The sequence below is a fragment of the Paenibacillus sp. p3-SID1389 genome (assembly GCF_025151705.1).
GTDB classification, from domain to species: domain Bacteria; phylum Bacillota; class Bacilli; order Paenibacillales; family Paenibacillaceae; genus Fontibacillus; species Fontibacillus phoenicis.
Map to the genome: position 1 here is coordinate 1 of NZ_JALXVO010000077.1, position 14204 is coordinate 14204.

Consider the following 14204-nt stretch of genomic DNA (forward strand, 5'->3'; position numbering starts at 1 on the left):
ATTTCATGGCCTTATGAACACGAAATCAGCGCAAACCAGGCGTCCAACGACATCAAATCGCAAATTAGAGCCAAAAAAGTCCGCTATTTCACCCATTATGCGCAAATAAACGGAAATAACGCCCAAAATGTCCGCTAATTCCAGGCCAATTGGGCCGCTGAGAGTTCGAAAGGGAGTACCGTACCCCGTAGCTGCCTAGGTACACACGTCAGGGTGCCTCTACCCTAAGTAAGCAACGACACCTGCCATACGCCCCTCATACGCCACCCATACGGCCCACGGCCCTTTAAGACGCCACAATCGGGTCCAACAACTCGTACGACTCGAACGTAAACGGCGTTTCCTCCGTCACTTCTTCGCCGGCGGTCCAGTTGGCCAGGACGATTTTGTCGACCATGCAGTTGTTCAACTGGATGCGTTCAAAGCCGTAGGCTTCCGGATCGTCAAGCTTATGAATGATCGAAAATTTCTGAAAGCCGCGCGTGATCATATCCGACGTGACCTTGTAGCCGCTCATCGTGCCGGTGCCTTTTTTGCGTCCCAGCTTGTACACCGTATAATCGGTGCCCACGAGGTTCAGCTCCTTTTTCTCTGCCTCAACGCTGGCTTCCAGGTGATTCAGATTCGACTGCCATACCCCTTCGATAAAAATCTGGCCAAACGTCCCCATAATCACGCGGCCGGGATCAAGAAATTGTGCCATCAGTTAGCTCCTCCTCAATTTTGAAAAATCGAATTATTGCACATAAAACGTGCCAAAAATTTGTTCCATCACATCGGTATCATCCGCCGTCCAAGCCAGGAACACCTGGTCGTCTTCCGGCGTAAATTGCGGCGCGTTGCAATAAAAACGCGGATCCAGCGTCACATCAAACCCAGTCGCCTCGATCACGTTCTCGGCGGCCAACGTTTGCAGATACTGCTTCCCTGCGCCAATCAGCGCCAGGCGGCCTTCCTCGGTGTTGTTCACCTTGCCGATATAGGCATCCTCGGCGGTCCGCTGCAGGTCCGCATTGATTTGGTCCATGACGCGAATCTTGCGGATCTTCTTCCAGCCTTTGTTCTGCCCTTCGCGCAGCGTGACAAGGCTGTTCACGCCACGCAGCGCCTTCACCCGGCGGCCGTCGTGCACGAGCAGGAACACACCGCCTTGCACCGCCTGCTCCTGCTCGGAGCGGGTCCAGCGCCGTGTCACGTCGTCGAACGGCGCGGCCGCGTACGTCGTCGACGCCTTCAGCGGCTGGCCGGAGATCAAGCCCGCGACCCAGGCGGCCACCTGCGCCGACGAGTACGCCCGGCCGTTCAGCACCGCGCCGGTTCCAACGTTCACGACGCCCTCGTGATCGATGGCAGCGCTGCGCGCCACCGCTTTGCTAATGGCGTCGGCGGCGGTATCGTCGGCGGCGGATCCGCCCAGCACGGCGATGACGCCTTTGCCTTCACTGCGCACGCGCTTCACCCAAGCGGCAACGCTGGTCTGCAAAGCCGCATCCGACACGCCGTCAAGCGTTAGCACGTGGAAGTCCTGCGTCTCAAACGCAGACAAAGCCGAAGCGTACTCGGCGTTCGTGAGGTCCGCGATCCCACTGTCCCCGCCGGTTAAGGCCACCCCGGTGACGTCTGCCAGCGTGCCGCCCCCCAATGCTTCAGCAGCGATCCAAGTATTAGTCGGATCACCGTTGATGGCTGCGGCCGCTTGAACTACCGAACCTTCCCCCAACGGGAACGTGCGCAGCAAAGCCGTGCCTTCATGGAGCTTCAATTCCTTGCTGCCCGGAATCGACAGACTCGGGCTAACCGAGACGATGAAGTTATTGCCGCGCTTGCCGGGATATTTCGCTTTCACCCGCAGCACTGCGGCATCCGACTCATCCTGAAGCGTTACCGACGCCTCCGTTGCGGAAGCCCCGGCCAGACGGTAAGCCAGCAGTTTTTTCGGACCGCCCAGCAAAGCGAGATAGAGCGTACTGTATGCCGTTGCCCCCTCCGATTCGTCCTCCTGGAACAACTCCCGGATCGCAGCCTCACTCCCAACTTCCACAAATTGTCCAACCGGCCCCCAGTGGGCTTTAACCGGGGCAACCACAACGCCGCGCGCCCCCGCCTGGATGGCGTTCACCGCCGCGCTGACGAAATTCATATACAACCCGGGCAACACCGGTTGATCCGTTACATTCCATGTTCCTCCTGCCATGACTTACAGCACCTTCTTTCTCAAAAATTGATCAACGAGCCGTTTCGCCTCGTGAATTTGAAGTAATTTGCTTTCCCTTCCCAACGTCGCCCCGGCCAGAATTTCCGGCTTGACGCCAAGCAACGTCTCGGAACAGGCCATCAGTTCCTCCACACGGTAACCCTTAGAGCCGTCCGCCGCAGCTAAAGCCGATGCGGTTTCAGGACTCCTTGATTTTTTTCTTGCCACACCAATTCACCTCATTTTCGATTGATAAAAAACGGATTGCATCAGCGGCGCTTCCACAACCGGTTTCGACGTGCGCTGAAGCAACGTGACGGTCAGCGGCCCTTGTACCGCCGGACTCCCTGAGGTTTCCTCCGGCTGCAAGCTCAGCTTCGGATCAACAATTCGCAGATATTGCTTAGCCGCGGGATCCAGAGGGATTTTCACCGCTGTTCCCAGCGCTTCTAGCAGCCGCAGTAGCGCAGCATGTTCCTGGTTCGCATCTTCCGCCAATAGAAAAGCCGTCATCCGCTTTTGAATCTCATAAGACGAGGGGCCCAACGCCCGTACGTCCATGCCGATCATCCGCCACATCACACCCGGAGCAGTCACATCCTGCGGCCACATTCCGCAGTAGGCTTTCCACTCGGAGCCCAGCACCATTAACGACCAATTCGCTAATCCTGTCATCCAAGGATCACTTGTGATTGGCACCGATTCCGGAGCTAAAGTCATCTCATCTTCTGCTATGGCAATCACCTCCCTTCCAGCATGAAATCGCCGTGTATACAGCGCGGCATGCTGCAAAACTGCTTGGTTCCCTCGAGCCGCCCCCAGATGCACCCCTGGCAACACAAAGGCTGCACCCATTCGGGCTCCGATGGATGCGGCGGCGTTTTGTTCTGATGTTGCATCTCGCCCCCCTCCTTTCCAAAGCAAAAAACCGCTGACATGCTCAGCGGTTCTCATCGTGCTATCGATGATTTGGTTAACCTTAACCTGATCTTCCACGCTACCAATGTAACACGGGGAAAACCAAGCGAACGGACAGTTGACGGACACCCACCGGACAGGTATCGGACAACGTTGATTTTTCTTATAACAACAGAAAAAAAGACGGCTTTCAGCCGACCCCGTGTTTTGCCGTTTGCGGTTCTTCTTTATAGACCTCAAGCTTTAGAGCCGCCGCCAGAAGGCGGATGGCGCTGGCTTTGATGCGACGGTAGGTCCGGTCACTGATGCCCATCTCGCCGCAGCTGATAAAATCGTACTCGCCCTTCTGATCCAAATAACTGCGTCGTATCACCTCTCGCTGCTCCTCCGATAACCTCTCCATGGCAAGGTCCAGCAGCTCTGATTTGCGAATCAGCTCCGCCTCCTTATCCACGTTCCCGATCGCAATTCGTTCCGTTGGTTGACTTACAACATGGGTCGCACCATGAAACTGCGGCTCATATCGTGCGGTGATGAACGCTTCCTTACGAATCCATCCGACCTGCCGGTATCGTCTGACTTCTTCCAGCCACTTTTCCACCGCAGCCCGGGTTGCTGCTTCGTCCACCGGCAATGAATCGAATAAAGCATGATACACATGAATGCGTCTTCTCCCCATCTGAATCCCCTCCTATAGTATATTGCCATTTTGGCAAATTATATCATTTCCCTCCGGCTAATCAATTAGCTTGTCCAAGTCTAGAACAGCCTGCAAACTCTGAACAAAACCCCTTCAACCTCCTCTTTTTTACCAATTTGGTAACCGTAACCTGATTATATGTTGCCATTTTGGTAATGTCAAGCCTCACAATTACCATTTTGGTAATATAAATAAATCCCATTCTTACCATCTCGCTTTACCAATTTGGCAACTTGTGCTACACTAAATGAAACGGTTAGGAAGAGGAGTAACCATGCAAACGCTAGGCGAACGGATCAGATATCTTCGTGAACTACGTCAGCTCACGCAAAAAGACCTCGCCTCCCGAGCCGACATTTCGGTCGTGCAGTTGTCCCGTTATGAGACCAACGACCGCAAGCCGGATCCAGAGGTGCTGCGGAATATCGTCGACGCTCTGGATACCAGCGCTGATTATTTGCTGGGCCGGACCAACGACCCGTCTCCCGCGGCGGAGAAGACAACGAGCTTGTCTTTTTTCGGCGGACCCGAAGCGTATACGGCGGATGAAATCGCCATGATGGAGGCTGCCCTCAAAGCGTATCGGGAGCAGAAGAAGAAGCTGCTGGACGGAGACGAGGCGAATAGCTAAATTTTTCGAGCGATTAATACCTACATAAAGTTGAACGATAAAGGCCCTAATCCAAGGGCCATTATTTCGGACCATGAACCGAACATATATTCTTATTCAAGAGGTGACTTGAATGTTGTACGCCTATTATCGTGAGACCCATCTGGAGCAGTGGATGAATACAAAATATCTGAACCACGGGATATCGTCCCCCGCCGATCTCGACATCGACCGCATCGCTGAAGCCTTTGGGATCGGATTGGTTTACGGGAATCACCCGTCCTTTTCGGACAACGAGGAGAATGTGATCTTCCTGAACAAAATGATGAAGTCGGATCAGGCCCGGGTCGTCTTCTTCCATGAACTTTGCCATGTGCTGCGCCATGCCGGGGATCAGCGGAGGATGACCGAACTGTTCATGCATGCCCAAGAGACCGAGGCCGAGCAGTTTGTGCTGTATGCCGCCATTCCTTTCTTTATGTTCGCTAAGCTGCCAGTGCCGGATCATCGCAGCGAAGCGGTTGTCTACATCGCCGAACAGTTCCAGGTCCCCCTGGAGCTGGCGGAGCAGCGGCTGGACCAAATCCAACGGCGGGTGCTGCAAGGCAGCCTCATCGCAGCAGCCCAGGAGGCAACCCGCCGCCAGCGCGAAGCGGAGCAGAGCTGGTCGCCGGAAACCCGGCGGGTGCTGTCCCAGCTGGAACGACAAATCGGTGGTCGAGGAGGGCGATAGGGATGCGGATTGCGGCGTATTGCGATTTTTACACCGATTCCATTCGTCCGTTGCAGTTGATTGTGGATATTCAGCCGGGGGACGTGGATTGGTCGGAGACGCTGTACCTCCCGGTTTCGGGACCATTTGAGCCGTTTACGTCCGAGGACTTTGGCGATCTGCCCTGCGTATCTGTCCTGCTGGAGGATCTGGTTCGTCCCAAGCAGGAACCGTCGGAATATACCACAGTCTGCGAGCCGGGCACGACGACCTCCGTTCCATCGCGAAGGGTGCTTGGCATCCGTCTACCGCAAATCGCTGCCCGCTGCGGCGATCCCTCTGATATCCAGCGCCTGGTCTTGCAGATGGACGACGCCACGGAAGTCCTGGGTTATGAGCGAGGTTGATTGGGGCGGTCGTATTTTACCACCGGCCACTTTTGTTTGCGAAGCGCGTCCATCAGCAGCGGCCCCACATTCAGATTGCTCTGCACCAGCTCCCGCGGCGTCAGCGCCATCCATTGATTAAGCGATATATCGGCAAACCGGTCACTGCGGAACATTTCCAAGAACCAGATGCTGCGGTCACCGGTATTTTGAATGTAGTGGCCATAGGCAAACGGAACATACCCCACATCCCCTGCTCTAACGTTAAATGTCCGGGCGGCGCCGTTACCAGCAAATACGGTCATCCGTCCTTTCCCGGACAAATAATACTGCCATTCGTCGTTGTTCGGGTGCCAATGCAGCTCCCTCATCGCGCCGGGCTTGATTTCCACAAGGGCGGCCGCAATCGTCTTGGAGATGGGAAAATTTCTGGAATCCGCAATTCGCACGGTCCCGCCCGGCGTTTGGATCGGCTTCTGGGCCAGCAGGCTATGCTTGAAGCTGACAGGAATTTCTCCGTAAGGCGATTCGATCCTTTGCGTGTCGATTGGCCCCGGGACACGGTCCTGATAGATATACACCTGCTCTTTGGGGATGCGGTCAAACGCTTTACGAGGTACGCCAAAATTCGCGGAAAGCACCTCTTTCGGCGTATGGGCAAACCAGTCCGAGATGGACAACGTATTTAAGTCGGAGAAATTACCGTCATCAAATACTAGCAGAAACTCGCAGCCTTCCTCCAGCCCTTGAATCGAATGAGGAATCCCCGGTGGAAAATACCACAAATCCCCCACGCCCATATCGGCGATAAAGTTCCGTCCGTCCTGATCCACCGCCGTGATCCGTGCCCTTCCTGAGATCATAAACGACCATTCCGCCTGTTGATGCCAATGCAGCTCCCGCACTCCTCCCGGCGTCAGACGCATATTGACCCCCGCCAGCGTCGTAGCGATCGGCAGCTCCCGAACCGTGATTTCCCGGGACCATCCCCCATGGTTCAACTGCATATGCGTATCTGAAAAAGAGAACTTCAGATTCGGAATCAATCCGTTATCGGTCACCGGAGGTACCAGCATATCGGGGTTTTCGCGATCCCGCATCACGTCCCGGGGGCCGGTATCGGTGGCTCCGCTGCCATCATCTCGGATCGGCTGGGGGATCGACGATATCCCGGCAGCTTGGTTTTCCGGCTGTCTTGAATCGGATGAATCCAAATGATCCGACATTCACATCACTCCTCATTCTGGACATCCTATTGTTAATTTTTACCAATTCATATTTACACAGTGATCCTATTCCTGAATTAGCAAAAATATGTTGTGATTCATTCCCACATTTCCCATAAAATCCGACGATTTCGGAGAAAATAACTTCAAGAGCTTGATAGTTGCCCAAGCTTCTGTATAATTAAAGTTAGTAAGTTTAGTCAACAAACTAACTAGGTAAAGGGGAATCCTTGTGGAAAAACCTGTACGTCCGAATGAACCACTTGTTACACACATTTATACGGCAGACCCATCTGCCCATGTGTATGAAGGCAAGATCTATATTTATCCATCCCATGACATTGATCACGACGGTCCCGACAACGACAACGGCGACCAATACGCGATGGAGGACTACCATGTCCTCTCGCTGGACGACTTCAACTCTCCGTGCGTCGACCACGGCGAAGTGCTGCATTTGCGTGATATCCCATGGGCTAGCAAGCAATTGTGGGCTCCGGATGCAGCTTACAAGAACAATACGTATTACCTCTACTTCCCCGCACGGGACAAAGAAGGCATCTTCCGCATTGGCGTAGCCACCAGCTCTTCGCCTGCCGGACCTTTCAAGGCGGAAGAAAGCTATATTCCAGGCAGCTTCAGCATCGATCCGGCCGTGCTCGTGGATGACGACAATCGTGCATACATGTATTTCGGCGGACTTTGGGGCGGTCAGCTGGAGAAATGGCAAACCGGCACCTTCAAACCGGACGCCGAAGGACCGGCACCGGACGCTCCAGCACTGGGACCGCGATTCGCCGAGCTTAGCGATGATATGCTTACCTTCAAATCGGCACCGCAGGAAATCTCGATTGTGGATGAAGATGGCAATCCGCTGTTAGCCGGAGACGAGGATCGCCGTTATTTCGAAGGGCCGTGGGTGCACAAATACAACGGGTATTACTACCTGTCCTACTCCACCGGAACGACCCATACACTGGTTTATGCGATCAGTAAGAACCCGCAAGGCCCTTTCGTATTTAAAGGTAAAATCCTGGAGCCTGTCATCGGCTGGACCACACACCATTCGATCGTGCAATTCCAAGATAAATGGTACCTGTTCTACCATGACAGCTCGTTGTCCGGCGGCGTGAACCACAAACGCAGCGTCAAATACACCGAGTTGCATTACAATCCGGACGGCACCATCCAAACCATCGATCCATATAAATAAGGGGAAAAAGGGAGCGCAATCGGCTAAACAAGCCGTCGGCGCTCCCCTTATTTTATTTCAGCTGCTCCCCGCCTTCCGCTCTCGGCATCGCCGTGTGCTCCGTTGACGCCTCCGCAATCTCGCAGACCGGAACTTGCCGTCAGCATAACCGCTGACGATTCCCGCCGCTTGGGCCGAACGGATCGCCTCTTCCGCCCAATGGCCGGCGGTGTCCGAGAAGCCTGCGCCCAGCTGCCCCGCGGCAGACTTCATAAACTTCACGGCGATCGCCGTGATTTCCGCCCATGTCACCGGCTGTTCCAGCTTAAAGCTGCCATCGGCATACCCTTGCATCAGGCCTATGCGGGACGCTTTGGCAATGGCCTCGACAGCCCAATGACCTGCCGGAACATCGCTGAAGCTAAGCGCCTCTGCCGTCTCCTTCAGCTCCACCGCCTTGGCCAACATGGCGACCATCTCCGCACGAGTGATACGGTTCTCCGGTTTGAACAGACCCCCGGGATAACCGCTGATATAGGCTTTATGCGTCGACAATGCTGCGGCCATCTTCACCAAAGCGAAGGTGCTGAAATGTTGGATATCCTCTTGAGCGGACGGCTCCTTATCAAAGGTCGCTTCGGTGAGGTTAATCAGGTCGGGAATTTGCACTCTAAACGCATCCAGCATAAATCGGCCTGATTTTTTCACCAGCTTGATCGTGTGCAGGCTGTTGGACAATCCAGATATGCAAATCGCCAAGCTCCTTATGGGCCCACAAATCGCGGACCGAAGCGGCGCCGTCCAGACAAGATGTCGCTCCACTTCACATTCATGGATGCGCCTTTAGTGCCCAGATTAAACAAAGCTACGGTGTACGTTCCTTCTCCATTATTGGCGTACCACACCTGCTGATTGGTAGCCATTGAGACTGCATGCGCCGGACGGCCGGCTTGGTTGACGGCAATCACCTCATCGTTGGTCAACAGTTCCAGGCCATAGCTATCCAGATTGGCCAGATCATCACCGGTGTAAAATTGCGCACAGGCGATCGCCCACAGCGTTGAGGCTATCCATTAATTGAGTAGCCGACCTTCCACATCACCGTACGCCCCGGACCGGCTGGCGGGCTTGGACGGCGGGGCGGACGATTACATGATCAAGCCTTTTGTTCCGGAAGAGGTTATCGCCCGGATTCATGCCGTACTGCGGAGCCGCCAAACTGGAATGACCCGGGATTGCCAGCGGTTGGTTTACGGCGACGAAAGCCGGGGCAATCGCTTGCGTATATGCGTTTGTCCCCACCTTCTTTGTTTACCGGGACGTCCCGCTTCGTCAGGTCGGCCTTGTGTTCAAGCGGACGTTTCGCACGGTGGCGATGGTGCTGTTCCAGATCGCCGCAAGCGATGCCTTCGGCTGGATTCTCGCTTATCTGCAAGTCCCTTCTTTGCTGACTGATCTGTTCCTTGATGTATCAGATAACCCTTATATCATTTTGTTCATGATACCTGTTCGAGGGCACGCACTTTAACGGCAATGTCGTTTTGTTCACTCAGCACAATCACCCCTGGCTGGCTACTATCTAGCGGCACGCGGTAACCCTCGTACCTTTTATATTGGGGAGCGGCTAGATCCAGAATCAATACATCCGGCTTGAAAACAGCGGTTTTACGAAGCGCCTTCTCCCCCGTCCTGCACGCTCTCCACCTGAATGGCTTCACGCTTAAGGTCGCAAACCAATGATGCGGGATAATTGGATTCATCGTAAATGATAAGTACTTTGATCATGACCTTCCCCTTATATGGTTTTTCCGGGTCCACTATAACAGGTCATGATGGGATGCGTAAGAAGGAACTTTTATCCACCTGCTTTATAAAACGAAAGTGTTGGTGCCTGACAAGGGCTTGTTATTGCATTTCTTTGTCCACCGTATGTTTTCTCCTTTATACTTATGGGATAATGGCCTTTTCGTTCCCAACTTGAAGTGGTAAGGAGGATCCCTATGGACATGACAAGAGGAACTTACGGCTTCCGGTTCGCTGAAGATCAGGAGCTCCCGCTGTGCGTGTTATTTGCCGCCGGCTATGACACAATCACCGATCCCTCTTATTACTGGGACGGATTGGAGCGAACGGACGGGCCTTTGCTCCTGTTCCAATATACCCTCTCCGGAGAAGGTGTCTTTGAGTTGGGCGAGCGATCTCACCGCGTTACCGCCGGACAAGCGTTCCTCGCCGAAATTCCGAGTTCCCACCGCTATTATTATCCGCAAGAAGCTTCAGCGCCTTGGGAGTTCTTGTTCCTGCTGTTCCGGCCGAATGTGGTTCTCCCCTTATGGCGAAGATTCCTCAGCGAAGCCGGAGAAGTTCTTCATCTTCCCGCAGACTCCGCACCGGTGCGGTTGGCGCGTATGATCGTCACCGATGCAGGAGCAGGTCGCATCACCGATCCCTTCATCGCCTCGTCTTGCGTTTATCAGTTCGTCACAGAATTAGCCAGAATGCAGGTCACGTCGCGGAAAGACAAAAAGAACTGGCCGGAGAGCGTCAAACGCGCCGCCGAGTTGATGGAGAGCAACTATGCGCAGATGATCAGCATCGATCAGCTCTCCGAGCATGTTGGCTTGTCCAAGTACCACTTGATCCGCCGGTTTTCGGACAGTACGGGACTTACGCCAGGCGCTTATCTGACCCGTGTCCGCACCGAAAAAGCGATGGACCAGCTTCGCGGTACATCCCTTAGCATTGAAGCAATTGCCGAGCGTGTGGGTTACTCCAGCGGAAGTTATTTCATTAAAGCCTTCCGTCGCATGACCGGTCTGACACCTGGAGAGTTCCGCAGCGGAGGCGAAAGCCTGGTCTATCGCAAGCTTTTCTTCGATTGACCGCAATATTTTGCTATGACCGTCTCAAAGTTACTATAGATATGACAAAACTCCTTTAGGTAAGATGAACCTATCAAGAGCAATAATTATCCATCCAATAAAGGAGTTTTGAAAATGGACCATCAGCAGATTGCACCAACTCCGCCGCTGGGCTGGAACAGCTGGGACTGCTACGGCGCAGCCGTGACGGAAGAAGAGATTCGCGGCAACGCGGAATACATGGCGAAGCATCTCAGAGCCTACGGCTGGAGCTATATCACCGTGGATATTCAATGGTATGAACCGGGAGCCCATTCCTCTCAATATCGGCCGTTTGTTCCGCTTGTGATGGACGGCTACTCCCGGTTGATGCCCGCCGAGAATCGCTTCCCCTCCGCGGCCGGCGGCCAAGGCTTCAAGCCATTAGCGGATTATATACATAGCCTTGGGCTGCGATTCGGCATTCATATCATGCGCGGCATCCCGCGGCAAGCCGTTCACGCCGCCACACCGATCTTGGGGACGACCGCAACCGCACGTGATATTGCACATCCCAATTCGATCTGTCCCTGGAATACCGATATGTACGGTGTGGATGCCTCCAAAGAAGGAGCGCAGGCCTATTATGATTCGCTTTTTGCCTTATATGCCTCATGGGGCGTTGATCTCGTAAAAGTGGACGATATTGCCACTTCCCGGCTTTACGGCACCCACCAAGCCGAAATTGCATTGATCTCCGAGGCGATCAAGCGCTGCGGCCGTCCGATGGTGCTCAGCTTATCCCCCGGACCGGCTCCGGTGGAGCTTGCAGCTTTCTTCGCCGAACAGGCTAACATGTGGCGCATGACGGACGATTTCTGGGACCAGTGGCCGCTGCTAAGGGACATGTTCGACCGCTGCCGGGCATGGCAGGGCGTCCCGCAAGCCGGGTCATGGCCGGACTGCGACATGCTGCCGCTGGGGCATATCGGCATCCGCTCGGTGGACGGTGGCGGGGCGGATCGCTGGACCCGGTTCACCCGCGACGAGCAATTAACGATGATGTCGCTTTGGAGCATTTTCCGTTCGCCGTTGATCTTTGGCGGGGAACTCCGAGACAATGACGAATGGACCTTGTCGCTGCTGACCAACCGCGAGGTGCTGCGGATGCACCGGGAAAGCCGCGGCGCCAAAGAAGCCCTTCGGCAAGACGACCTGATCGTTTGGACGGCCGAACATCCCGAAGGGTTCAACTATGCAGCTGTTTTTAATGTAGGGGAAAGCGCGCTGCCGCTGGAGCTCCCTCTGGAGCAAATCGGTTTATCCGGCGTTTCTACCGGAACTGAGCTGTGGAGCGAAGCTCCCGCGGAGCTTACGACGGCTGGGGAGCTTCGGACTACGATCCCGCCGCACGGGGTGCGGTTGTATCGGTTGGAATAGTCAGTACACCTGCTTCAACAACTCAATCATCTCATCCAAAGTCAGACCAAAGGACTTGTAATAGGACACTTCGCTAGCCAACTGTTCCATCACCATTTCGTTGCGGATGCGCTGCATCTCTTCGGGGGAAAATTCAGCGACAAAACACCCTTTGCCGGTCACCGTATGGATCAAGCCGCGCCGCTCAAGTTCTTCCCACGCCTTCTTGACGGTGATGACACTCACCCGCAGCTCATGGGCGGCTTGCCGGATGGGCGGCAGGATATAGCCGCTCTCCAGCTCCCCTTTTAGAATTTGGGCGCTGATTTGCTCGAACAGTTGCTGATAGATCGGTTTCTCCGAAGTATTGGATATCGCGATGTTCATTGGATCTCCACTTGAAGGAATCGTTTGACCGCCATCCGGTAAGCCACTGCGGTAAGCGCAATGAAAATCACGATTCCTGCGATCAGAATATAGGCTTGAACTGCCAAATGATTCGCTTCCGTCCCATAAAACATACGATTCATCCCCGAATGCACGATCCCGATCCACTGGGTGATCCCTGCAAACAATGTAGCTGCTACAGTGGAGATCAGCAGTGCCATACCAAATTTATACGCCGTCTTGTAATACATCGGAATAAAAATCAGGTTAAAGATCGCCAGCATCACCAAACAGAGACCAAAGAATCCTAAGTTCGGCGGGAAGAAGAAGTAGGTTATATCCGAATAGAAGCGCTGACTGACCAGGCCAAAGATTAGGGCAATCACCACATGCGCTAATTCCAGTCCGGCGATCACGATAATCCGCGCTTTCACAATGTCCCGTTTCGTAACAGGCATCATCGAGGTAAACATCAAATCGTTTTGTGCTCTCAGTTGGTTAAACATATTAGGGATGGTGATCCAACAAAAATACAAAATCACTATGAAGTAAATCCAGCCAGGAACAAACATCAAAACGCCCATTAACACAGGCATGCTCAATAATAGAGGATGTACACCCAGTCGGATATCTTTTCGGATCAAATTAATCATGGTTCTGCCCCCCTTTTCTCGCATAGTAAATCATTATATCCTCTAAGCTTGGCGTGGCAGCTCGGATTCCCGAAGACGGGTCAAAGTCATCCGCATGGATCAAGCCCGTAAACCCAAACGAGTTCGTTTTGTAGGAAATCATCCGGTCCTTCACCTGTGCAAGCTGGCCCTCGGAACCGTTCACGAGGAGATAGGATTCTTTGAATTCATCCTTCTCCCCGCTCAGCACAATTTGCCCGTTTGAGATAAAGGTAATATAATCTGCGCACTTCTCCAAGTCGGAGGTAATATGGGTGGAGAACAGAATGCTCACCTCGCCATCAGCAATCAGCTCCTGAAAAAGATCCAGCAGGTCATCCCGTGAAGCCGGATCCAGCCCGCTGGTCGGCTCGTCGAGGATCAGCAGCTTGGCCCCATGGGACAAAGCTAGTGTCAGGCTGTATTTGACCTTCATGCCCGTTGACAGTTCGGCGATCTTTCTATTCTCATCCAAGTTAAATCTCTTCATGTAGGAGGAGTAGATTTGATCGTCCCAATTTTCATAAAACCTCTTAATGGTATCCGTCAACGTCTTAATCTTGCTGCGCGTGTAAAAATCAATGCTCCCGAAAGCAAATCCAATCTCCTGCTTTAATTCCAGCTCATGTTCCGCCATGTTCTTGCCCAGAATGTAAACCTCACCGCTGTCGATCCGAGTCATATTTAAAATCGACTTGATCGTCGTCGTTTTCCCTGCACCGTTAACTCCGATAAAGCCCATGATGTATCCCTTCTCCAACTGGAAAGAAACATCCTTCAGCTCAAAGGCGGGGAATTTCTTATGAATATGTCGAATATCTAGCGCCAGCATGGAATACCCCCTCTATTTAAATTGTGTATATCGTGTATACACAATATATCACGGGTGGGAGGAGGCGTCAACCGAAGACCACTTTTCGAAATCGGGTAGGAGGCTACCCATTAATTA

Annotated in this window: 19 protein-coding genes; 7 read left to right on the plus strand and 12 right to left on the minus strand. The window is 53.6% G+C overall.

The genetic code is table 11. The features are described 5' to 3' along the window. Positions 1 to 286 precede the first annotated feature (286 nt). The 5 genes from M3G15_RS20085 to M3G15_RS20105 all read right to left on the minus strand — a co-directional run bounded on the left by M3G15_RS20085 (position 287) and on the right by M3G15_RS20105 (position 3791). Positions 287 to 703 carry a phage tail tube protein gene (locus M3G15_RS20085; protein WP_009224268.1) on the minus strand — a complete coding sequence of 139 codons (417 nt, stop codon included), beginning with the start codon at positions 701 to 703 and terminating at the stop codon, positions 287 to 289. A gap of 33 nt (positions 704 to 736) precedes the next feature. Beyond that, positions 737 to 2194 (minus strand): phage tail sheath family protein, encoded by a 1458-nt coding sequence (locus tag M3G15_RS20090; protein WP_260071879.1) that lies wholly within the window; start codon positions 2192 to 2194, stop codon positions 737 to 739. Between the two features lie 3 nt (positions 2195 to 2197). Beyond that, entirely contained in the window at positions 2198 to 2422 is a 225-nt protein-coding gene (locus tag M3G15_RS20095) for a YqzN/YkzM domain-containing protein (protein ID WP_260071880.1), read from the minus strand. Positions 2423 to 2428: 6 nt separating this feature from the next. After that, the gene (locus M3G15_RS20100; protein WP_260071881.1) at positions 2429 to 3190 is read right to left on the minus strand and encodes a hypothetical protein; all 762 of its coding nucleotides are present in this window, start codon (positions 3188 to 3190) and stop codon (positions 2429 to 2431) included. A 112-nt stretch (positions 3191 to 3302) separates the two neighbouring features. After that, entirely contained in the window at positions 3303 to 3791 is a 489-nt protein-coding gene (locus tag M3G15_RS20105; protein WP_009224272.1) for an ArpU family phage packaging/lysis transcriptional regulator, read from the minus strand. A gap of 295 nt (positions 3792 to 4086) precedes the next feature. On the opposite strand from M3G15_RS20105, the gene M3G15_RS20110 reads away from it, so the two are divergent. The 3 genes from M3G15_RS20110 (at position 4087) to M3G15_RS20120 (ending at position 5541) form a co-directional block, all read left to right on the plus strand. Further along, positions 4087 to 4443 carry a helix-turn-helix domain-containing protein gene (locus M3G15_RS20110; protein WP_260071882.1) on the plus strand — a complete coding sequence of 119 codons (357 nt, stop codon included), beginning with the start codon at positions 4087 to 4089 and terminating at the stop codon, positions 4441 to 4443. A gap of 112 nt (positions 4444 to 4555) precedes the next feature. Further along, complete coding sequence (locus M3G15_RS20115) at positions 4556 to 5155, plus strand: ImmA/IrrE family metallo-endopeptidase (protein WP_260071883.1); 600 nt, start codon at positions 4556 to 4558, stop codon at positions 5153 to 5155. Positions 5156 to 5157: 2 nt separating this feature from the next. Further along, entirely contained in the window at positions 5158 to 5541 is a 384-nt protein-coding gene (locus tag M3G15_RS20120; RefSeq protein WP_260071884.1) for a hypothetical protein, read from the plus strand. Here M3G15_RS20120 and M3G15_RS20125 read toward each other — a convergent pair. Next, a complete protein-coding gene (locus tag M3G15_RS20125; protein ID WP_260071885.1) occupies positions 5526 to 6746 on the minus strand; it encodes an oxalate decarboxylase family bicupin in 1221 nt (406 codons plus the stop codon). The genes M3G15_RS20120 and M3G15_RS20125 overlap by 16 nt on opposite strands. A gap of 232 nt (positions 6747 to 6978) precedes the next feature. Here M3G15_RS20125 and M3G15_RS20130 point away from each other — a divergent pair, with 232 nt between their 5' ends. Then, positions 6979 to 7959 carry a glycoside hydrolase family 43 protein gene (locus tag M3G15_RS20130; RefSeq protein ID WP_009224277.1) on the plus strand — a complete coding sequence of 327 codons (981 nt, stop codon included), beginning with the start codon at positions 6979 to 6981 and terminating at the stop codon, positions 7957 to 7959. Positions 7960 to 8016: 57 nt separating this feature from the next. On the opposite strand, the gene M3G15_RS20135 is transcribed toward M3G15_RS20130, so the two are convergent. From M3G15_RS20135 to M3G15_RS21735, 3 genes are all read right to left on the minus strand, one after another. After that, positions 8017 to 8697, minus strand: a complete 681-nt coding sequence (locus tag M3G15_RS20135) for an S-layer homology domain-containing protein (RefSeq protein WP_260071886.1) — start codon at positions 8695 to 8697, stop codon at positions 8017 to 8019. Between the two features lie 5 nt (positions 8698 to 8702). After that, on the minus strand, positions 8703 to 8921 hold the full coding sequence (locus tag M3G15_RS20140; RefSeq protein WP_009224279.1) for a hypothetical protein: 219 nt from the start codon (positions 8919 to 8921) through the stop codon (positions 8703 to 8705). A gap of 115 nt (positions 8922 to 9036) precedes the next feature. Beyond that, entirely contained in the window at positions 9037 to 9240 is a 204-nt protein-coding gene (locus M3G15_RS21735) for a hypothetical protein (RefSeq protein WP_036644670.1), read from the minus strand. On the opposite strand from M3G15_RS21735, the gene M3G15_RS20150 reads away from it, so the two are divergent. From M3G15_RS20150 to M3G15_RS20160, 3 genes are all read left to right on the plus strand, one after another. Continuing rightward, the gene (locus M3G15_RS20150) at positions 9212 to 9466 is read left to right on the plus strand and encodes a TRAP transporter large permease subunit (protein WP_232282256.1); all 255 of its coding nucleotides are present in this window, start codon (positions 9212 to 9214) and stop codon (positions 9464 to 9466) included. The two genes, M3G15_RS21735 and M3G15_RS20150, sit on opposite strands and share 29 nt — an antisense overlap. Positions 9467 to 9938: 472 nt before the next feature. Next, on the plus strand, positions 9939 to 10820 hold the full coding sequence (locus tag M3G15_RS20155) for an AraC family transcriptional regulator (protein ID WP_260071887.1): 882 nt from the start codon (positions 9939 to 9941) through the stop codon (positions 10818 to 10820). Between the two features lie 114 nt (positions 10821 to 10934). Then, positions 10935 to 12218: a glycoside hydrolase family 27 protein gene (locus M3G15_RS20160; protein WP_260071888.1), complete on the plus strand. Its 1284-nt coding sequence runs from the start codon at positions 10935 to 10937 to the stop codon at positions 12216 to 12218. Here the strand turns inward: M3G15_RS20160 and M3G15_RS20165 are convergent, their stop codons facing one another. The 3 genes from M3G15_RS20165 to M3G15_RS20175 are packed head-to-tail and all read right to left on the minus strand — an operon-like array spanning position 12219 to position 14087. Further along, on the minus strand, positions 12219 to 12584 hold the full coding sequence (locus M3G15_RS20165) for a GntR family transcriptional regulator (protein WP_127575802.1): 366 nt from the start codon (positions 12582 to 12584) through the stop codon (positions 12219 to 12221). Further along, complete coding sequence (locus M3G15_RS20170) at positions 12581 to 13261, minus strand: ABC-2 transporter permease (RefSeq protein WP_311202308.1); 681 nt, start codon at positions 13259 to 13261, stop codon at positions 12581 to 12583. The genes M3G15_RS20165 and M3G15_RS20170 overlap by 4 nt, the downstream gene beginning before the upstream one ends. After that, complete coding sequence (locus M3G15_RS20175) at positions 13230 to 14087, minus strand: ABC transporter ATP-binding protein (RefSeq protein WP_260071890.1); 858 nt, start codon at positions 14085 to 14087, stop codon at positions 13230 to 13232. The genes M3G15_RS20170 and M3G15_RS20175 overlap by 32 nt, the downstream gene beginning before the upstream one ends. Between the last annotated feature and the right edge of the window lie 117 nt (positions 14088 to 14204).